The organism is Escherichia sp. 93.0816, assembly GCF_013368855.2.
Taxonomy (GTDB): domain Bacteria; phylum Pseudomonadota; class Gammaproteobacteria; order Enterobacterales; family Enterobacteriaceae; genus Escherichia; species Escherichia ruysiae.
Window position 1 is genome coordinate 118056 of the sequence record NZ_JABWNC020000012.1, and the last position, 18997, is coordinate 137052.

General features: G+C 49.8%; 19 protein-coding genes and 1 riboswitch. Of the genes, 8 read left to right on the plus strand and 11 right to left on the minus strand.

Annotation, left to right across the window (positions count from 1 at the left end; genetic code table 11):
- Both HEM79_RS14215 and HEM79_RS14220 read right to left on the minus strand, forming a co-directional pair.
- On the minus strand, nucleotides 1-984 hold the full coding sequence (locus HEM79_RS14215; protein ID WP_016159770.1) for a FecCD family ABC transporter permease: 984 nt from the start codon (nucleotides 982-984) through the stop codon (nucleotides 1-3).
- Nucleotides 981-1790 (minus strand): ABC transporter ATP-binding protein, encoded by an 810-nt coding sequence (locus HEM79_RS14220; RefSeq protein ID WP_176241592.1) that lies wholly within the window; start codon nucleotides 1788-1790, stop codon nucleotides 981-983. Before HEM79_RS14220 ends, HEM79_RS14215 begins: the two co-directional genes overlap by 4 nt.
- A gap of 373 nt (nucleotides 1791-2163) precedes the next feature.
- On the opposite strand from HEM79_RS14220, the gene HEM79_RS14225 reads away from it, so the two are divergent.
- Nucleotides 2164-4305 (plus strand): TonB-dependent siderophore receptor, encoded by a 2142-nt coding sequence (locus HEM79_RS14225; protein WP_176241591.1) that lies wholly within the window; start codon nucleotides 2164-2166, stop codon nucleotides 4303-4305.
- Nucleotides 4306-4367: 62 nt separating this feature from the next.
- On the opposite strand, the gene parE is transcribed toward HEM79_RS14225, so the two are convergent.
- From parE to nudF, 5 genes are read right to left on the minus strand one after another with little or no spacing between them, the layout of a single operon-like run.
- Complete coding sequence (gene parE / locus HEM79_RS14230; protein ID WP_000195277.1) at nucleotides 4368-6260, minus strand: DNA topoisomerase IV subunit B; 1893 nt, start codon at nucleotides 6258-6260, stop codon at nucleotides 4368-4370.
- Between the two features lie 28 nt (nucleotides 6261-6288).
- On the minus strand, nucleotides 6289-6870 hold the full coding sequence (yqiA, locus tag HEM79_RS14235; RefSeq protein ID WP_000105733.1) for an esterase YqiA: 582 nt from the start codon (nucleotides 6868-6870) through the stop codon (nucleotides 6289-6291).
- Nucleotides 6870-7697 carry a 3',5'-cyclic-AMP phosphodiesterase gene (gene cpdA / locus HEM79_RS14240; RefSeq protein ID WP_000444757.1) on the minus strand — a complete coding sequence of 276 codons (828 nt, stop codon included), beginning with the start codon at nucleotides 7695-7697 and terminating at the stop codon, nucleotides 6870-6872. The genes yqiA and cpdA overlap by 1 nt, the downstream gene beginning before the upstream one ends.
- 24 nt (nucleotides 7698-7721) lie before the next feature.
- Nucleotides 7722-8144 (minus strand): DUF1249 family protein, encoded by a 423-nt coding sequence (locus tag HEM79_RS14245; RefSeq protein WP_000833387.1) that lies wholly within the window; start codon nucleotides 8142-8144, stop codon nucleotides 7722-7724.
- A complete protein-coding gene (gene nudF / locus HEM79_RS14250) occupies nucleotides 8145-8774 on the minus strand; it encodes an ADP-ribose diphosphatase (RefSeq protein WP_000917108.1) in 630 nt (209 codons plus the stop codon). It lies immediately after the preceding gene.
- Nucleotides 8775-8979: 205 nt separating this feature from the next.
- Between nudF and tolC the strand changes: the two genes are divergently transcribed.
- The 3 genes from tolC (at nucleotide 8980) to HEM79_RS14265 (ending at nucleotide 12446) form a co-directional block, all read left to right on the plus strand.
- The gene (tolC, locus tag HEM79_RS14255) at nucleotides 8980-10461 is read left to right on the plus strand and encodes an outer membrane channel protein TolC (protein WP_000735301.1); all 1482 of its coding nucleotides are present in this window, start codon (nucleotides 8980-8982) and stop codon (nucleotides 10459-10461) included.
- Between the two features lie 147 nt (nucleotides 10462-10608).
- Complete coding sequence (locus HEM79_RS14260; protein WP_000831533.1) at nucleotides 10609-11280, plus strand: DUF1190 family protein; 672 nt, start codon at nucleotides 10609-10611, stop codon at nucleotides 11278-11280.
- 5 nt (nucleotides 11281-11285) lie between these two features.
- On the plus strand, nucleotides 11286-12446 hold the full coding sequence (locus HEM79_RS14265) for a glutathionylspermidine synthase family protein (RefSeq protein ID WP_176241590.1): 1161 nt from the start codon (nucleotides 11286-11288) through the stop codon (nucleotides 12444-12446).
- A 113-nt stretch (nucleotides 12447-12559) separates the two neighbouring features.
- Here HEM79_RS14265 and ygiD read toward each other — a convergent pair whose 3' ends face one another.
- The gene (gene ygiD, locus HEM79_RS14270; RefSeq protein ID WP_176241589.1) at nucleotides 12560-13348 is read right to left on the minus strand and encodes a 4,5-DOPA-extradiol-dioxygenase; all 789 of its coding nucleotides are present in this window, start codon (nucleotides 13346-13348) and stop codon (nucleotides 12560-12562) included.
- Between the two features lie 142 nt (nucleotides 13349-13490).
- Between ygiD and zupT the strand changes: the two genes are divergently transcribed.
- Nucleotides 13491-14264 carry a zinc transporter ZupT gene (gene zupT / locus HEM79_RS14275; RefSeq protein WP_176241588.1) on the plus strand — a complete coding sequence of 258 codons (774 nt, stop codon included), beginning with the start codon at nucleotides 13491-13493 and terminating at the stop codon, nucleotides 14262-14264.
- Between the two features lie 57 nt (nucleotides 14265-14321).
- Here zupT and yqiD read toward each other — a convergent pair whose 3' ends face one another.
- Together yqiD and ribB are read right to left on the minus strand one after the other, a co-directional pair.
- Nucleotides 14322-14492 carry a protein YqiD gene (gene yqiD / locus HEM79_RS14280; protein WP_176241587.1) on the minus strand — a complete coding sequence of 57 codons (171 nt, stop codon included), beginning with the start codon at nucleotides 14490-14492 and terminating at the stop codon, nucleotides 14322-14324.
- A gap of 263 nt (nucleotides 14493-14755) precedes the next feature.
- Complete coding sequence (gene ribB, locus HEM79_RS14285; protein ID WP_001076997.1) at nucleotides 14756-15409, minus strand: 3,4-dihydroxy-2-butanone-4-phosphate synthase; 654 nt, start codon at nucleotides 15407-15409, stop codon at nucleotides 14756-14758.
- 104 nt (nucleotides 15410-15513) lie between these two features.
- A riboswitch (FMN riboswitch) is annotated at nucleotides 15514-15662 on the minus strand.
- 121 nt (nucleotides 15663-15783) lie between these two features.
- On the opposite strand from ribB, the gene ubiK reads away from it, so the two are divergent.
- Nucleotides 15784-16083, plus strand: a complete 300-nt coding sequence (gene ubiK / locus HEM79_RS14290; protein WP_010347865.1) for a ubiquinone biosynthesis accessory factor UbiK — start codon at nucleotides 15784-15786, stop codon at nucleotides 16081-16083.
- 34 nt (nucleotides 16084-16117) lie between these two features.
- Here the strand turns inward: ubiK and glgS are convergent, their stop codons facing one another.
- Nucleotides 16118-16318, minus strand: a complete 201-nt coding sequence (glgS, locus tag HEM79_RS14295; RefSeq protein WP_010348753.1) for a cell surface composition regulator GlgS — start codon at nucleotides 16316-16318, stop codon at nucleotides 16118-16120.
- 266 nt (nucleotides 16319-16584) lie between these two features.
- Here glgS and HEM79_RS14300 point away from each other — a divergent pair, with 266 nt between their 5' ends.
- Entirely contained in the window at nucleotides 16585-17226 is a 642-nt protein-coding gene (locus tag HEM79_RS14300; protein ID WP_176241586.1) for an OB-fold-containig protein, read from the plus strand.
- Nucleotides 17227-17252: 26 nt separating this feature from the next.
- Nucleotides 17253-18914 carry a flotillin family protein gene (locus tag HEM79_RS14305; RefSeq protein WP_176241585.1) on the plus strand — a complete coding sequence of 554 codons (1662 nt, stop codon included), beginning with the start codon at nucleotides 17253-17255 and terminating at the stop codon, nucleotides 18912-18914.
- Nucleotides 18915-18997: the final 83 nt, after the last annotated feature.

Genomic DNA, 18997 nt, shown 5'->3' on the forward strand with positions numbered 1-18997 from the left:
TCATTTGAACATCCTCGTCGCCATAATGACAAAAACGGGCGCACCAACTAACGCCGTCATGACACCGGTCGCTAACTCATGGGGCGTGAAAAGCGTCCGGGCAATAATATCTGCCAGTAATAACAAAAGGGCGCCGACACAAGCTGAAAGAGGTAGCAGAACGCGCAGATCCGTTGATACCAGGCGCCTGACAATCTGCGGTACTAGCAAGCCGACAAAGCCAATGGGGCCAGCTATCGATACGGCAGCACCGCAAAGCAACGCGATCGCGATCAAAGTGAATGTCCGCGTGCGTAGTACCGAGACACCCAGCCCCTGCGCCATACGATCGCCCAGTGCCAACATGTTAAGAGAGGGAGCAAGGTAAAGGGCTAATACAAATCCCCCCAAAGAAAACCAGGCGGACGTACCAAGCGTCGCCCAATCCTGCCCCGCTAAATCACCTGCTAACCATGTCCGCATCGCCAGCAACGTTTGCTCGTCAAGAATCAGGATTGCAGCCGTTATTGAGGAAACAAACGCCGATAGCGCCACGCCGCATAAAGTAACTTTCATTGGCGTTAACCCTGAACGCCCTGCGGAGGAAAGCAGCAATATCAACAGGAACAATAACGCGCCTCCCGCAGATGCCAGCAGTGGGCGCCCAACAGGAAAGGCCAGTCCAAGCGCGCTGGCGGCAACGACAGCCAGGGCGGCGCCGGCATTTAAGCCTAAAATATGTGGTTCCCCCAATGGGTTACGAATGACAGCCTGCAACAAAGCACCAGCAACGCCAAGAGAAGCACCAGTCAGCAATGCTGCCGCTAAACGCGGCAAACGGAGTCTTACAATTACGTTGTGATCGAAGTTTTGCGGTTCAAAATGAAGAAATGCCTGCAACACCGTTTGTGGTGCAATAAATCGGGCACCAATCCCTGGATATACCACGCATCCCACCAGCAGTAAGGCGAAGAAAAATACAGTAACCAGCCCCGCGCGCATCATACTTTTTCTACACAACGAAACGGCATGAAAAACGGTTTCCCCGTCAGAGGATTTATTGATGCGTGAACATCAACGTCAAAGACAGCTTTTACCAGCTCAGGCGTGCAATGCTCCCCCTCATTCAATACACGCACCACTTTTCCCTGGCGTAAAAATATCAACGTATCACCATAATTCACGGCAAAATTCAGATCATGCAACACCACGACGACTGTACGCCCGTGATGACGCGTTAAATCATGTAATAACTCAAGAATTTCAACCTGATAACGTAAATCAAGCCAGGTTGTGGGTTCATCCAGCAGGATATAAGGCGTCTTTTGCGCCAACACCATCGCAATCCAGCAGCGCTGGCGCTGCCCACCAGAGAGTTTTTCAACCGGTAAATGTGCAAACTCCTGCGTACCGGTTAATTTCAGTGCCTCTTCTACCGCCTGCTCGTCGGCGTCGCTCCATTGACGTATGAAATTTTGCCAGGGAAAACGCCCACGCGACACCAGTTCATAAACGGTTAAGCCCTCCGGCAATAATGGCGACTGCGGCAAGATCCCAAGTCTACGGGATAACGCTTTCGTTGGTTGCTCGTGAATCGCTTTACCATCCAGCAATATAGAGCCGCCCATAGGCTGCAAGATACGTGCAATGGTGCTGAGCAACGTCGACTTTCCACAACCGTTTGCCCCAACCAGAACGGTCATTTTTTCTGTGGGAACGGAGAAAGAAACACCATCAACAATGATTTTCTTGTGATACCCGGCAGAAACATTGTCGAGGATCAGCCCCTGCCCTTTTGCGTTATGTGCCACGTGTACGCCAACTTAATCAAAGACAAACAAAAATAAAACTCATTCTCCTTTGAGAGTTTGACGCCACAAAATGTAGTAGTCAAGAAGTTAAAATCCACACAAAAACAAGGTAAATAACAGGTTAAATATTTTTAACTATAAAAATAAAATCATTATATATCAATAAGTTAATCACAACTAAATTGCATTAATCTCTCATAAAAACACATGTAGCACTTTTTTGTTATTTATCATTTACTACTACATAACCACATGATTGAATGATTCTCAATTACATATCCGATGGCGAAATAACAAACGGATAGTGCTTAGTGAGCAACAAGAAACAATTTTCACTCGCGACAATCCGTGAGTTTTTGGGATAACAGACTAAATGGCTAAGTTCACACCTTCATTCTCAGGAGTCAAAGGTCGGGCGCTCTTTTCACTGCTCTTTGCAGCACCAATGATTCATGCAACCGACACTGCAACGACCAAAGATGGCGAAACAATCACTGTTACAGCGGATGCAAATACCGCAACTGAGGCGACCGATGGTTATCAACCTCTGAGCACTTCCACGGCGACATTAACCGATATGCCGATGCTGGATATCCCGCAGGTGGTCAATACGGTTAGCGATCAGGTTCTGGAAAATCAGAATGCGACGACGCTGGATGAGGCGCTTTATAACGTCAGTAACGTGGTACAGACCAATACATTAGGCGGAACTCAGGACGCCTTTGTACGTCGTGGGTTTGGCGCAAACCGGGATGGCTCCATCATGACCAACGGCCTGCGAACTGTACTTCCTCGCAGTTTCAACGCCGCCACAGAACGTGTGGAAGTGCTAAAAGGTCCGGCCTCCACGCTGTATGGCATTCTCGATCCTGGTGGATTGATTAACGTCGTGACCAAGCGCCCGGAAAAAACATTCCATGGTTCTGTCTCAGCCACGTCCTCCAGTTTTGGCGGAGGCACTGGGCAACTTGATATCACAGGTCCCATTGAAGGCACTCAGCTGACATACCGCCTGACGGGGGAAGTGCAGGATGAAGATTACTGGCGAAACTTCGGTAAAGAGCGCAGTACATTTATTGCCCCGTCACTCACCTGGTTTGGTGATAATGCAACAGTAACCATGCTCTATTCCCATCGGGACTATAAAACTCCGTTCGATCGTGGAACGATTTTCGACCTAACGACGAAACAGCCCGTAAACGTTGATCGAAAAATACGTTTTGACGAACCGTTTAATATTACAGATGGTCAGTCCGATCTGGCGCAACTCAACGCAGAATATCATCTCAATAGCCAGTGGACAGCGCGCTTTGATTACAGCTACAGCCAGGATAAATACAGCGACAATCAGGCTCGCGTTACCGCGTATGATGCAACGACAGGAACGCTGACACGGCGTGTTGATGCAACTCAGGGATCTACCCAGCGTATGCATTCTACTCGTGCGGATCTGCAAGGGAATGTTGATATTGCTGGGTTCTATAATGAGATTCTGGGTGGGGTGTCATATGAATATTATGATCTTCTGCGCACAGATATGATTCGCTGTAAAAACGCTAAAGATTTCAATATCTACAACCCCGTTTATGGCAATACCAGCAAATGCACAACGGTTTCGGCGTCGGACAGTGATCAGACGATCAAACAGGAGAGCTACTCAGCTTATGCACAGGACGCGCTCTATCTAACCGATAACTGGATTGCCGTCGCCGGGATCCGCTATCAGTATTACACGCAGTATGCGGGTAAAGGCCGCCCTTTTAATGTCAATACTGACAGTCGCGATGAACAATGGACTCCCAAACTGGGGTTGGTCTACAAACTGACGCCATCGGTATCCTTATTTGCTAATTATTCGCAAACATTTATGCCGCAATCGTCAATTGCCAGCTACATTGGCGATCTTCCACCGGAATCATCTAATGCTTACGAAGTCGGGGCAAAATTCGAGCTGTTCGATGGTATAACCGCAGATATTGCGCTGTTTGATATCCATAAACGTAACGTCTTGTATACCGAAAGTATTGGTGACGAAACCATCGCCAAAACGGCAGGCCGCGTTCGTTCAAGAGGGGTAGAGGTCGACCTTGCGGGAGCATTAACTGAAAATATTAATATAATTGCCAGCTACGGCTATACCGATGCTAAGGTTCTGGATGATCCTGATTATGCAGGAAAACCATTGCCGAATGTTCCTCGTCATACCGGTTCGCTATTCCTGACCTATGACATTCACAACATGCCAGGCAATAACACACTGACGCTTGGCGGTGGCGGACATGGCGTAAGCCGTCGTTCGGCAACCAATGGGGCTGACTATTATCTGCCAGGCTATTTCGTTGCCGATGCCTTCGCCGCATACAAAATGAAATTGCAGTATCCGGTCACTCTGCAATTAAACGTCAAAAACCTGTTTGATAAAACGTATTACACCTCTTCCATCGCCACAAATAATCTGGGCAATCAGATTGGCGATCCTCGTGAAGTGCAATTCACGGTGAAAATGGAGTTTTGATAAAAAAGCCCGGTATACGATTGTATACCGGGCTATGTTTTATTCTCCTGACGGGAGGATTATCAGACCTCAATCTCCGCCATGTCGCCTTTCTCTTGCAACCAGTTACGACGGTCTTCCGAGCGTTTCTTCGCCAGCAGCATATCCATCATCGCGTCAGTACGCTGATCGTCTTCATCATCAATAGTCAACTGCACCAGACGGCGAGTATTCGGATCAAGCGTGGTTTCGCGCAATTGCATCGGGTTCATTTCCCCGAGACCTTTAAAACGCTGGACGTTCGGCTTGCCTTTCTTGCGTTTTAATTGCTCAAGTACGCCCTCTTTCTCTTCTTCTGTCAGCGCGTAATAGACCTCTTTACCCAGATCGATACGGTAGAGCGGTGGCAGAGCGACGTAAACGTGACCGTGTTTCACCAGCGTGCGGAAGTGTTTTACAAACAGCGCGCAGAGCAGCGTGGCAATGTGCAGGCCATCGGAGTCCGCATCCGCGAGGATACAGATCTTGCCGTAACGTAGCTGGCTAAGATCATCGCTGTCAGGATCAATACCGATCGCTACCGAAATATCGTGCACTTCCTGCGAGGCCAGTACTTCATCGGAAGAGACTTCCCAGGTGTTAAGGATCTTACCTTTCAGCGGCATGATCGCTTGATATTCACGATCGCGCGCCTGCTTGGCGGATCCGCCTGCGGAGTCACCTTCCACAAGGAACAACTCGGTACGGTTGAGATCCTGCGCGGTACAGTCTGCCAGTTTGCCGGGCAGTGCCGGTCCACTGGTCAGCTTTTTACGTACCACTTTTTTGGCGGCACGCATACGACGCTGGGCGCTGGAAATTGCCATCTCAGCAAGTAGTTCCGCCGCCTGGACGTTCTGGTTCAGCCACAGGGTGAAGGCATCTTTCACCACGCCAGAAACGAATGCCGCACATTGACGCGAAGAGAGGCGCTCTTTGGTCTGCCCGGCAAACTGCGGGTCCTGCATTTTTACTGACAGCACATATGCGCAGCGATCCCAGATATCTTCCGCCGACAGCTTCACGCCGCGCGGCAGAATGTTGCGGTATTCGCAAAACTCACGCATCGCATCCAGCAAGCCCTGACGCAGACCGTTAACGTGCGTACCGCCCTGCATCGTTGGGATCAGGTTGACGTAGCTTTCGGTCAGCAGTTCACCGCCTTCCGGTAGCCACAGTAGCGCCCAGTCAACCGCTTCAGTATCGCCAGCGAAATTACCAATAAACGGTTTTTCCGGCAGCGTCGGTAAACCATTTACCGCTTCCGCCAGGTAATCGTTCAGACCGTCCTGATAGCACCAGCGTTGCTCAGTGTTGTTGATCTCATCTTTAAAGGTGATCTCAACGCCGGGGCACAGTACTGCTTTGGCTTTCAGTACATGTGTAAGCCGGGAAACAGAAAAGCGCGGGCTGTCAAAGAAGGTTTCATCCGGCCAGAAGTGCACGCTGGTGCCGGTATTGCGTTTACCGCAAGTGCCGACGACCTGCAAATCCTGAACCTTTTCGCCATTTTCAAACGCGATGTTATAAATCTGGCCATCGCGGCGCACGTTGACTTCTACGCGCTTCGACAAGGCGTTAACCACCGAAATCCCCACGCCATGCAGGCCGCCAGAGAACTGGTAGTTTTTGTTAGAAAATTTACCGCCTGCGTGCAGACGGCAAAGAATCAGTTCAACCGCCGGTACACCCTCTTCAGGGTGAATATCCACCGGCATCCCGCGACCATCGTCAATCACTTCTAACGACTGGTCAGCATGTAAAATTACATCCACGCGTTTTGCGTGACCCGCCAGTGCTTCATCGACACTGTTATCAATAACTTCTTGCCCCAAATGGTTAGGGCGAGTGGTATCGGTATACATCCCCGGACGGCGGCGAACCGGCTCAAGCCCGGTGAGTACCTCAATGGCATCAGCGTTATAAGTTTGCGTCATGGTTTAAGTTAGCAATTCGAGTTGATCGTCAGAGATGGTGCAGACCAAGAAAATCGACGATCGGGTTGAAATAATCTTCGAAGCCCGTAAATGCGTGGTTGCCGCCTTCTATTACAGTCTGGCGGCAGGAAGCGTAGTACGCCACCGCCTGGCGGTAATCCAGCACTTCATCTCCCGTCTGTTGCAGCAGCCAGATCAGATCCGGCGCTTCCAGCGGGTCAATCTGCATGACTTTGAGATCGTAAATATGGCGTGACTCTAGCACATATTGCTGCCCGGTGTAGGGGTTCTCGTTCTGACCGAGATAGTCTGTTAGCAGTTCAAACGGGCGCACCGCCGGGTTTACCACCACTGCGGGCAGCATAAAACATTGCGACAACCAGGTGGCGTAGTAACCCCCCAGTGACGAACCGACGATACCCAGCGAATCGCCGCCATGTTCCAGGACAATGGATTCCAGCAGTTCTGCCGCATCGGAAGGATACGGCGGCAACTGCGGAATAATCATCTCAACGTCAGGGTGATGTTCCGCCAGCCAGTTTTTCAACAAGCTCGCTTTTGCAGAACGCGGTGAGCTGTTGAAACCGTGTAAATAAAGAAGCGTAGACATCAGTAGCCTTCTGAAGCGGTATCAGGTTGGAAACGCGTGTCCGCCAGGCGGTGCACTTCGGTAGTCAGCGTGCCATCAGCATGTAACTCCAGCGTACGCCAGCCGGGGGCAATGGTGTCCAGCGTGAAGTTGGAACAGTGCGGTTTAAATTGCACACAGGTCGACGGCGTTGCCAGCAGGCGGCGCCCGTTCCAGTCGAGATCGAGTTCCTGATGAATATGACCACACAGCAGATATTTGACGTGCGGAAACTTCGCCAGCACATTATCCAGTTCACCTGCGTTACGCAGACTGTGTTGGTCGAGCCAGCTACAGCCTGCAGGCAGCGGATGATGATGCAGTAGCAGCAACGTATGGCGTTCTGGCGCATCGGCCAGCTTACGTTCCAGCCAATCAAGCTGAAACTCGCTCAATTCGCCGTGCGGTACGCCAAACACCTGGCTATCCAGCAGCAAGATTTGCCATTGCTCACCGATAAACACACGCTTCGCCGGAGAAATACCCGCATCCTGTAACGCGCTGTACATCGCAGGCTGGAAATCATGGTTTCCCGGCAGCCAGACGCAGGGCGCACGAAAGCTTGCGATGCCTTCTGCAAAGTGCAGATAGGCCGCAGCAGTTTGATCCTGCGCTAAATCACCTGTCGCGACAATCAGGTCGAATTCGTGCTGGTGTGGACGAATCGCCTCCAGCACAGCCTGGTAGCTCTCCCAGGTGTTTACCCCCAACAGGGCTTCGTGCTTTTGTGCAAACAGGTGAGTGTCGGTAATTTGTAAAATCCTGACTCTGGCCTCACCAGCCAGAGGAAGGGTTAACAGGCTTTCCAAATGGTGTCCTTAGGTTTCACGACGCTAATAAACCGGAATCGCCATCGCTCCATGTGCTAAACAGTATCGCAACCAATCCGCTAAAAACTGATTAATTTGATGCTTTTCGTCGCGTTGATGCAACTTTTTATTAGGATAATCATACCGCGCTTTGAAGCGAAAAATCTGCTGGCTTGAACACACTTCAGCCACCATCGCGTCATGATACAGACGCACCGTCATTGACGGAAGGCTCCAGTAACTGATCGCGGGCGCTGTCTGTTCTATTGTCACCAGGGTAGTGTATCGGGTCGATTCCACTATCGTTAGCCGATAATGTGCGTTTGCCACCTGATAGCTTATAGTTTCGCCGGGTGCGTCATTGCGCGGTAACAAACGGCGCAATTGTGAAAAGTTCATCTCGCACAGGCGCATCATTTCAGGAAAGTCAGGTGTGTAACGCTTCATTTATGCCCACTCATTTTTTAACGCTTGATGATGCAGTTGCAGCCATTGCAAAGCGATGACCGACGCTGCGTTGTCGATTTTCCCCTCTTCTACCCACTGGTATGCCTGTTCCCGGCTTACCACATGAACGCGAATATCTTCGTTTTCATCAGCCAGACCGTGAATACCGCTTGCGGTCGTGGCGTCCACTTCGCCCACCATAATTGACGAACGCTCACTGGTGCCGCCAGGGCTTGCGAGGAAACTTAACACCGGTTTGGTTCGTTTGACTATCAGCCCCGCCTCTTCAATCGCTTCGCGACGGGCGACATCTTCCACACTTTCCCCCTCTTCAATCATCCCGGCAACCATTTCCAGTAGCCAGGGGGTTTCGCTGGTGTCATACGCGGCAATCCGTATCTGCTCAATCAGCACGACTTCATCACGCACTGGGTCAAAGGGTAGCAAGACTGCGGCGTGACCGCGCTCAAAAATTTCCCTCCGGACTTCATGACTCATTTGCCCGTTGAATAGACGATGACGAAACCTATAAAGATCTAATGAAAAAAAGCCGCGATAAAGTGTTTCTCGTGCAATAATTTCTACATCGTTTTTGCCAAATGAAACGGGCAGGTTGTCTGGCTTAAGCATGGTTAATGTCCTGGCACTAATAGTGAATAAAATGTGAATTTCAGCGACGTTTGACTGCCGTTTGAGCAGTCATGTGTTAAATTGAGGCACATTAATGCCCTATGGCACGTAACGCCAACCTTTTGCGGTAGCGGCTTCTGCTAGAATCCGCAATAATTTTACAGTTTGATCAGCGCTAAATACTGCTTCACCACAAGGAATGCAAATGAAGAAATTGCTCCCCATTCTTATCGGCCTGAGCCTTTCTGGGTTCAGTACGTTGAGCCAGGCCGAGAACCTGATGCAAGTTTATCAGCAAGCACGCCTTAGTAACCCGGAATTGCGTAAGTCTGCCGCCGATCGTGATGCTGCCTTTGAAAAAATTAATGAAGCGCGCAGTCCATTACTGCCACAGCTAGGTTTAGGTGCAGATTACACCTATAGCAACGGCTACCGCGACGCGAACGGCATTAACTCTAACGCGACCAGTGCGTCCCTGCAGTTAACTCAATCCATTTTTGATATGTCGAAATGGCGTGCGCTGACCTTGCAGGAAAAAGCCGCCGGTATTCAGGACGTCACCTATCAGACCGATCAACAAACCTTGATCCTCAACACCGCGACCGCTTATTTCAACGTGTTGAATGCCATTGACGTTCTTTCCTATACTCAAGCGCAAAAAGAAGCGATCTACCGTCAGTTGGATCAAACCACCCAACGTTTTAATGTGGGTCTGGTGGCGATCACCGACGTGCAGAACGCCCGCGCACAGTACGATACCGTGCTGGCGAACGAAGTGACCGCACGTAACAACCTCGACAATGCCGTTGAGCAACTGCGTCAGATCACCGGTAACTACTACCCGGAACTGGCAGCACTGAATGTCGAAAACTTCAAAACCGACAAACCACAGCCGGTTAACGCGCTGCTGAAAGAAGCAGAAAAACGCAACCTGTCGCTGTTACAGGCACGTTTGAGCCAGGATCTGGCGCGCGAGCAAATTCGCCAGGCGCAGGATGGTCACTTACCGACGCTGGATTTAACAGCTTCTACCGGGATTTCTGATACCTCTTATAGTGGTTCGAAAACCCGTGGTGCGAACAGTGCCCAGTATGACGACAGCAATATGGGCCAGAACAAAGTTGGCCTGAGCTTCTCGCTGCCGATTTATCAGGGCGGGATGGTTAACTCGCAGGTGAAACAGGCACAGTACAACTTTGTCGGTGCCAGCGAACAACTGGAAAGCGCACACCGTAGCGTCGTGCAAACCGTGCGTTCCTCTTTCAATAACATAAATGCATCTATCAGTAGCATTAACGCTTACAAACAAGCCGTTGTTTCCGCCCAAAGCTCATTAGACGCGATGGAAGCAGGCTACTCGGTCGGTACGCGTACCATTGTTGATGTGTTGGACGCCACCACTACGCTGTACAACGCCAAACAAGAACTGGCAAATGCGCGTTATAACTACCTGATTAACCAGTTGAATATTAAATCAGCTCTGGGTACGTTGAACGAGCAGGATCTGCTGGCACTGAACAATGCGCTGAGCAAACCGGTTTCCACTAACCCGGAAAACGTTGCACCGCCAACGCCAGAACAGAATGCTATTGCTGATGGCTATGCGCCTGATAGCCCGGCACCAGTTGTTCAGCAAACATCCGCACGCACTACCACCAGTAACGGTCATAACCCTTTCCGTAACTGATGACGATGACGGGGCTTCGGCCCCGTCTGAACGTAAGGCAACGTAAAGATACGGGTTATCTGCCGCATTCTTCCCCCTTCTCGCTTCAATTTCGACCAGCCATCCTCTATTCTGATGGGTATTTACCACTGGTCCCGGAAGACAAAAATGAAACGGACAAAATCCATACGCCACGCATCGTTCCGTAAAAACTGGAGCGCACGCCATCTGACACCTGTCGCTCTCGCGGTTGCCACTGTTTTTATGCTGGCTGGCTGTGAAAAGAGTGATGAGACTGTGTCTCTGTATCAAAATGCTGATGATTGTTCAGCTGCAAACCCAGGTAAAAGCGCAGAATGCGCCACTGCGTACAATAATGCGCTGAAAGAAGCGGAACGTACTGCGCCGAAATACGCCACTCGGGAAGACTGTGTTGCTGAATTTGGCGAAGGTCAATGCCAGCAGGCACCGGCTCAGGCTGGCATGGCGCCAGAAAACCAGGCACAGGCTCAGCAATCCAGCGGTAGCTTCTGGATGCCGCTGATGGCTGGTTACATGATGGGGCGTCTGATGGGCGGCGGCGCGGGCTTTGCACAGCAGCCGCTGTTCTCCTCGAAAAACCCGGCCAGCCCGGCTTACGGCAAATATACTGATGCCACCGGTAAAAACTATGGCGCTGCCCAGCCAGGCCGCACCATGACCGTACCGAAAACAGCTATGGCGCCGAAACCGGCGACCACCACCACCGTTACCCGTGGCGGCTTTGGTGAATCTGTTGCCAAACAAAGCACCATGCAGCGTAGCGCAACCGGCACTTCTTCTCGTTCAATGGGCGGCTGATACCGATGGAAAGAGTCAGTATTACCGAGCGCCCGGACTGGCGCGAAAAAGCTCACGAGTACGGTTTCAATTTTCATACCATGTACGGTGAGCCGTACTGGTGTGAAGATGCTTACTACAAATTGACCCTCGCACAGGTTGAAAAGCTGGAAGAAGTCACCGCCGAACTACACCAGATGTGCCTGAAAGTGGTGGAAAAAGTGATCGCCAGCGACGAGCTGATGACCAAATTCCGCATTCCAAAACACACCTGGAGTTTTGTGCGTCAGTCATGGCTGACTCACCAGCCGTCGCTTTATTCACGTCTTGATCTGGCGTGGGATGGCACTGGCGAACCTAAACTTCTGGAAAATAACGCCGATACACCAACGTCACTGTATGAAGCTGCGTTCTTTCAGTGGATCTGGCTGGAAGATCAGCTTAACGCGGGCAACCTACCGGAAGGCAGCGACCAGTTTAACAGTCTGCAAGAAAAGCTCATTGACCGTTTTGTCGAGTTGCGTGAGCAGTACGGCTTTCAGTTGCTGCATCTCACCTGCTGTCGCGACACAGTGGAAGATCGTGGCACCATTCAGTATTTGCAGGACTGCGCGACCGAAGCTGAAATCACCACCGAGTTTCTATACATCGACGATATCGGTTTAGGCGAAAAAGGTCAGTTCACGGATTTGCAGGATCAGGTCATCGCTAATCTGTTCAAACTGTATCCGTGGGAATTTATGCTGCGCGAAATGTTCTCCACTAAGCTGGAAGATGCTGGCGTGCGTTGGCTGGAACCAGCATGGAAGAGCATTATTTCCAACAAGGCGCTTCTGCCACTACTGTGGGAGATGTTCCCGAATCACCCGAACCTGTTGCCCGCTTATTTTGCGGAAGATGATCATCCGCAAATGGAAAAATATGTGATTAAGCCGATCTTCTCGCGTGAAGGCGCAAACGTGTCAATCATCGAGAACGGCAAAACCATTGAAGCGGCGGAAGGTCCGTATGGCGAAGAAGGCATGATTGTTCAGCAATTCCATCCACTACCGAAATTTGGCGACAGTTATATGCTGATTGGTAGTTGGCTGGTGAATGATCAGCCTGCCGGAATTGGAATTCGTGAAGACCGTGCATTAATCACCCAGGATATGTCACGGTTTTATCCGCATATTTTTGTAGAGTAATCAATGATACCGGATGGCATTCGCCATCCGGTTTCGTAGCTCAAATAAGGCGTTTACGCCGCATCTGACAGCCGTTGCCGGATGTGGGCCGACAAAGGGGGATATTTTCTCCGTTAGCCTACCTGCACCGACAACATGCTTAAACTGCCCATCTCTATGCCATCAACCGGAACAGTCACCGGCTCCTGACCATCCCACGCACCTAACACATACAACAATGGCAGAAAGTGTTCCGGTGTTGGGTTCGATAACGCCCCACCTTCATGGTCGAGGTAGTTCACTAGTGGATGCTCTTCAACCGCCCCTTGCCACGTCAGATTCGCTTTCACATACTCATTAAATGACATCGCCCACGGATACGGTGAACTATCACCATGCCATTTCACCGTGCGCAGGTTATGCACCACGTTGCCACTGGCAACTAACATTATCCCTTCATCGCGCAGCGCCGCCAGTTTACGTCCCATTTCGAAATGCCAGGCGGCGGGTTTAGTGCTGTCGATACTCAACTGCACCAGCGGGATGTCAGCGTCAGGATACATCTTAATCAGCACGCCCCAGGAACCGTGGTCAAAGCCCCACGCTTCTTTATCCAGGGTAACGGGTACTGGCGCCAGCAATTCGACCAGTCGCTGTGCCAACGTTGGTGAACCCGGAGCCGGATAATGCGTTTCGTATAATTCCTGAGGAAAACCACCAAAGTCATGAATTGTCGGCGGCGTTTCCATCGCCGTTACTCCCGTGCCACGAGTAAACCAGTGCGCAGAAATAGCGACTATCGCTTTCGGGCGCGGCAATGTCTCGCCTAGCCGCTGCCAGGCCTGGGTATATAAATTATCTTCCAGCACATTCATCGGACTACCGTGACCTAAAAACAATGCTGGCATACGCGTTGAAGACATGATGATATCCTTAATTGAAGGTGTCATTTTGATATCCTCACAATACGCTTGTTCGGTGGGCGAAGAACCCAGATAACCATGATGATGATCATCAGTTATTTTGAAGCTCCACCTGAAGTTGAAGAATTATAAGGAGTTGTCGATGTCAGTACCTCTCATTCTGACCATACTGGCGGGGGCAGCCACGTTTATTGGCGCGTTTCTCGGCGTTCTTGGACAAAAACCCTCAAACCGACTGCTGGCGTTTTCGCTGGGATTTGCGGCGGGGATCATGTTGCTCATCTCATTAATGGAGATGCTCCCTGCTGCATTAGCCGCCGAAGGGATGTCGCCTGTGCTGGGCTACGGTATGTTTATCGTTGGTTTGCTGGGCTATTTTGGCCTGGACCGCATGTTGCCCCATGCCCACCCGCAGGATTTAATGCAAAAATCAGTGCAGCCGCTACAAAAATCAATCAAGCGCACTGCTATTTTGCTCACTCTGGGTATCAGCCTGCATAACTTCCCGGAAGGGATTGCCACTTTTGTCACAGCGAGCAGTAACCTGGAGCTGGGCTTTGGTATCGCTCTGGCAGTGGCGTTGCACAATATTCCTGAAGGTCTGGCAGTAGCGGGGCCGGTTTATGCTGCAACAGGCTCGAAGCGCACCGCAATTCTGTGGGCCGGGATTTCTGGACTGGCAGAAATTCTCGGTGGTGTTCTGGCGTGGTTAATCCTCGGTAGCATGATTTCTCCAGTGGTAATGGCAGCAATCATGGCGGCGGTTGCGGGTATTATGGTCGCACTTTCCGTTGATGAATTAATGCCATTGGCCAAGGAAATTGATCCCAATAATAACCCCAGCTATGGCGTGCTATGTGGAATGTCAGTAATGGGGTTCAGTTTAGTACTGCTACAAACGGCAGGAATTGGTTAAAAACGGCTTCAGATGTTGTCCGGCGCATGGACAACATCTGCAAACATCACAAAAGCCCTATTCCAGCTTTTCTGCTGCCTCTTCTCTCGCACTGTTTAAGTATTTGTTCCGCGCTTCCAGCAGTGCGTCTCTGTCCTGGCGGAACGCCCGACAATAACGTTTCAGGTGCAGAAAATACCCCACCACAACCAGCGCAATCAACACAATCCAGTACCAGGCGATAAACATCCTTTTTACCCTTAATCTTTAACAATACTAAACATTTAGCGCATAAATTTCACATATCCTTTTTCGGATATATTCATATGGTCGCATAATAGCGAAACAATTATATGATTTTGATCATAATGAAAAAGGTTGCCTAATATTAATGAAATTTTCTCATAGAAAGAGAAGCGGAATTAACATCTTGCATAATGAAGGCAAAATAAAAACCGAAGCCAGCAACAACTTCGGTTTCTTGATTAACGCGGTAAATTAGGCAGCGATTTTCAGCTAGCTTTACGCTCATGTGCCTGACGGTATGCCACCAGATCTTCGATAGTAACCAATGCCATATTGTGTTTATTCGCAAACTCAATGCACTCTGGCGCACGCGCCATGGTGCCATCGTCATTAGTCAGCTCACACAGTACACCTGCCGGTTTAAACCCTGCCAGCGTCATCAGATCAATGGTCGCTTCAGTATGACCACCGCGAGTCAGTACACCACCCGCCTGTGCGCGCAGTGGGAAAACGTGGCCCGGACGATTCAGATCTGACGGTTTCGCGCCATCGGCAATAGCAGCACGAACGGTTGTAATACGATCAGCGGCAGAAACACCGGTAGTCACACCTTCAGCAGCCTCAATGGTCACGGTAAAACCGGTGCCATAGGCGCTGGTGTTATTTTCTACCATCATTGGCAGATCGAGTTGTTTACGGCGATCTTCAGTGATGCACAGGCAGACAATACCGCTACCGTGGCGAATGGTCAGCGCCATCTGCTCAACGGTCATCGTTTCTGCCGGGAAGATCATATCGCCTTCGTTTTCACGGTCTTCATCATCAAGCACCATTACACCGCGTCCTTCACGCAGCGCAGCCAGTGCATTTTCAACACGTTCGAAAGGCGTACCAAAAGAGGAAAGTAGCGTCTGATTCATGGTAAAAAAAACCTCACTAAAATTATGGTTACCAGAATCAGGGCAGTCTTAGGAGTGGCGGCATATAGCCAAAATAACGTGAGCGGGTCCATGCCCGACAGAATCGTTACTCTCTCCCATCCGGACTCTAACCGTCGGCTCCGGAATTACACCGGATCTGCTGTCCTTTGAGTTTGCACCCAAAGCGCTCGCGGGCTTTCAACTAAGTTGATTTACCGCCGGTGGGGAATTTCGCCCCGCCCTGAGAATAAGCGGATTCACTATAACGCTAATGATTAGCGGCGGCAACGCACAGGTTCACATAATTCTGGTTTATGACTTACCCTTATCGCACTACAATGGCACTAAACACCTATCAGTACAGGGAAACTACAATGATTGACCCGAAAAAAATTGAGCAAATTGCTCGCCAGGTTCACGAATCAATGCCTAAAGGAATCAGGGAGTTCGGGGAAGATGTGGAGAAAAAAATCCGCCAAACCCTCCAGGCGCAGTTGACGCGTCTCGATCTTGTGAGCCGTGAAGAATTCGACGTTCAGACGCAGGTCCTGTTACGGACCCGTGAGAAACTGGCATTACTGGAACAGCGCATCAGTGAATTGGAAGCGCGCAATAATCCAGTAGCAGAAGTCCAGTCTCCTCCAGCCATCCCACCCGTTGATAAAGCAGAATAAAGCAACACAAAAACGGGCCAAATGGCCCGTAATATCAATGTTCTAATTCCAGTTCTTTTGACTGTGTCATCCGCTGGCAATACCAGGCATAGCGGGCGCAAAACCAGGTCCGATGTTCTTCATCCATATTACCGGTGACGGCCAGAATATCGACCGGGCGGCCTTCAGAATGCATTCTGGCAAAACTACGCGCCAGGAAATCGAAATTATTTAAAGAATTAAGACTATGATCCATAAGCACATCCTCCGGTTATCGCATACCTTTTAAGGCTATATGCTTTTTCTGATTTCAGTATTCCCTAATCAGTGTAGTGCCTTTAAACATAACGTGCGTAAATATATTGTTTAGGATCACACTTTTTCAAAAAATAAAAAATAACATTAAGGGACTTCTCCTTTTAATAACTCGCTAACATGTGTTATTATTAGCCAAGATAAATGTAAGCAAGGAAACCATACCATAATAAACAATGCGTCACTGAATGGACGATGGAGTGACTGATGATTTTATTTGCCGACTATAACGCACCTTATCTTTTCGCTATTTCCTTTGTACTATTAATCGGTCTGTTGGAAATTATTGCCATTATCTGTGGCCATATGCTATCCGGCGCTCTTGATGCACATCTTGATGCACATCTTGATCATTACGATTCCATAACCACAGGTAATATTAGTCAGGCGCTTCATTATCTCAATATCGGAAGGTTGCCAGCCCTCGTCATCCTCTGCCTGCTAGCCGGTTTCTTTGGGCTGCTTGGTGTTTTGCTACAACACGCCTGCATCTTGCTCTGGCAAGTCCCACTCTCGAATCTGTTCATTGCTCCTGTCAGTTTACTGCTCACAATTATCATGGTGCATTATACCGGTAAGATAATTGCCCCCTGGGTTCCACGTGACCATAGCTCTGCTATTACCGAAGAAGAATATATTGGCTGCATGGCATTAATTACCGGTCATCAAGCGACTTCAGGTAACCCCTGTGAAGGAAAACTCACCGATCAATTCGGTCAAACACACTATTTATTACTGGAACCCGAAGAAGGGAAATTTTTTAATAAAGGTGACAAGGTATTAATTATTTGCCGACTTTCTCCAACGCGGTATTTGGCTGAAAAAAATCCCTGGCCAAATATATTATAAGTATTTAATTAAAAGGAAATTTAATAATGGATGATATTGTTAACTTAGTGCCTTCCTGGATGTTTATGGCGATTGTTGCCGTATGCGTTCTATTTATTATCGGTATTATTTTCGCGCGGCTTTATCGTCGGGCATCTGCTGAGCAGGCATTTGTCCGTACCGGATTAGGCGGACAAAAAGTGGTTATGAGCGGCGGCGCAATTGTTATGCCGATCTTCCATGAAATAATCCCTATCAATATGAATACATTAAAACTGGAAGTTAGTCGCTCGACGATTGATAGTTTGATTACAAAAGATCGTATGCGTGTCGATGTCGTGGTCGCTTTCTTCGTGCGGGTAAAACCGTCGGTAGAAGGCATCGCCACCGCCGCTCAGACGTTGGGGCAACGAACCTTGTCACCGGAAGATTTGCGGATGCTGGTCGAAGATAAATTCGTCGATGCTCTGCGTGCCACCGCAGCACAAATGACCATGCATGAGTTACAGGATACACGCGAAAACTTCGTTCAGGGGGTGCAAAATACCGTTGCAGAAGACTTGTCGAAAAACGGTCTGGAACTGGAAAGCGTGTCACTTACCAACTTTAACCAGACGTCGAAAGAGCATTTCAATCCGAACAACGCCTTTGACGCCGAAGGTTTAACCAAGCTGACCCAGGAAACAGAACGCCGTCGCCGCGAGCGTAACGAGGTTGAACAGGATGTAGAAGTTGCCGTGCGTGAGAAAAACCGTGATGCGCTGTCGCGAAAGCTCGAGATTGAACAGCAAGAAGCGTTTATGACACTTGAGCAGGAGCAGCAGGTTAAAACCCGCACCGCAGAGCAGAATGCGAAAATTGCGGCTTTTGAAGCTGAACGTCGTCGTGAGGCAGAGCAAACGCGTATTCTGGCTGAACGGCAGATTCAGGAAACAGAAATCGACCGCGAACAGGCCGTGCGCTCAAGAAAAGTTGAGGCCGAACGCGAAGTTCGCATTAAAGAGATCGAACAGCAGCAGGTCACCGAAATCGCCAACCAGACGAAATCGATCGCTATTGCAGCCAAATCGGAACAGCAGTCACAAGCGGAAGCGCGTGCCAACCTCGCACTTGCAGAAGCGGTAAGCGCCCAGCAAAACGTAGAAACAACACGTCAGACCGCCGAAGCCGATCGTGCCAAGCAGGTTGCTCTGATTGCCGCAGCACAAGACGCGGAAACCAAAGCGGTCGAACTGACCGTCCGCGCGAAAGCTGAAAAAGAAGCCGCAGAGATGCAGGCGGCAGCAATCATAGAGTTAGCTGAGGCAACACGTAAAAAAGGCCTGGCGGAAGCGGAAGCACAACGCGCACTGAACGACGCTATCAACGTACTTTCTGACGAACAAACCAGCCTTAAGTTCAAGCTGGCGCTGTTGCAGTCTCTTCCTGCAGTAATTGAGAAATCCGTTGAGCCAATGAAGTCTATTGACGGTATTAAGATCATTCAGGTCGATGGTCTGAATCGTGGTGGCGCTACGGGTGATGCAACATCAGGCTGCGTTGGTGGAGGTAATCTGGCAGAACAGGCGTTATCAGCCGCCCTTTCTTACCGCACACAGGCACCGCTTATTGACTCTCTCCTCAATGAAATCGGCGTTTCAGGCGGTTCGTTGGCGGCATTGACTTCACCATTGACTCCATCGATACCCATCGCAGATAACGTAGAGTAGATTTTCTTATATTCACATCCCTGGCCCAAAAAGCCGGGGATTTTTTATATCTGCGTTCCGCTAAAAAGTGCAAATGATCAGCT

Excerpts from the sequence above, each read along its gene's own strand:
- tolC (WP_000735301.1), top strand. The coding sequence starts at position 8,980 with ATGAAGAAATTGCTCCCCATTCTTATCGGCCTGAGCCTTTCTGGGTTC.
- yqiA (WP_000105733.1), bottom strand. The coding sequence starts at position 6,870 with ATGTCTACGCTTCTTTATTTACACGGTTTCAACAGCTCACCGCGTTCT.
- HEM79_RS14265 (WP_176241590.1), top strand. The coding sequence starts at position 11,286 with ATGGAAAGAGTCAGTATTACCGAGCGCCCGGACTGGCGCGAAAAAGCT.
- nudF (WP_000917108.1), bottom strand. The coding sequence starts at position 8,774 with ATGCTTAAGCCAGACAACCTGCCCGTTTCATTTGGCAAAAACGATGTA.
- HEM79_RS14260 (WP_000831533.1), top strand. The coding sequence starts at position 10,609 with ATGAAACGGACAAAATCCATACGCCACGCATCGTTCCGTAAAAACTGG.
- glgS (WP_010348753.1), bottom strand. The coding sequence starts at position 16,318 with ATGGATCATAGTCTTAATTCTTTAAATAATTTCGATTTCCTGGCGCGT.
- HEM79_RS14245 (WP_000833387.1), bottom strand. The coding sequence starts at position 8,144 with ATGAAGCGTTACACACCTGACTTTCCTGAAATGATGCGCCTGTGCGAG.
- ubiK (WP_010347865.1), top strand. The coding sequence starts at position 15,784 with ATGATTGACCCGAAAAAAATTGAGCAAATTGCTCGCCAGGTTCACGAA.
- HEM79_RS14305 (WP_176241585.1), top strand. The coding sequence starts at position 17,253 with ATGGATGATATTGTTAACTTAGTGCCTTCCTGGATGTTTATGGCGATT.
- parE (WP_000195277.1), bottom strand. The coding sequence starts at position 6,260 with ATGACGCAAACTTATAACGCTGATGCCATTGAGGTACTCACCGGGCTT.
- yqiD (WP_176241587.1), bottom strand. The coding sequence starts at position 14,492 with ATGTTTATCGCCTGGTACTGGATTGTGTTGATTGCGCTGGTTGTGGTG.
- ribB (WP_001076997.1), bottom strand. The coding sequence starts at position 15,409 with ATGAATCAGACGCTACTTTCCTCTTTTGGTACGCCTTTCGAACGTGTT.
- HEM79_RS14225 (WP_176241591.1), top strand. The coding sequence starts at position 2,164 with ATGGCTAAGTTCACACCTTCATTCTCAGGAGTCAAAGGTCGGGCGCTC.
- zupT (WP_176241588.1), top strand. The coding sequence starts at position 13,491 with ATGTCAGTACCTCTCATTCTGACCATACTGGCGGGGGCAGCCACGTTT.
- ygiD (WP_176241589.1), bottom strand. The coding sequence starts at position 13,348 with ATGTCTTCAACGCGTATGCCAGCATTGTTTTTAGGTCACGGTAGTCCG.
- HEM79_RS14300 (WP_176241586.1), top strand. The coding sequence starts at position 16,585 with ATGATTTTATTTGCCGACTATAACGCACCTTATCTTTTCGCTATTTCC.
- HEM79_RS14215 (WP_016159770.1), bottom strand. The coding sequence starts at position 984 with ATGATGCGCGCGGGGCTGGTTACTGTATTTTTCTTCGCCTTACTGCTG.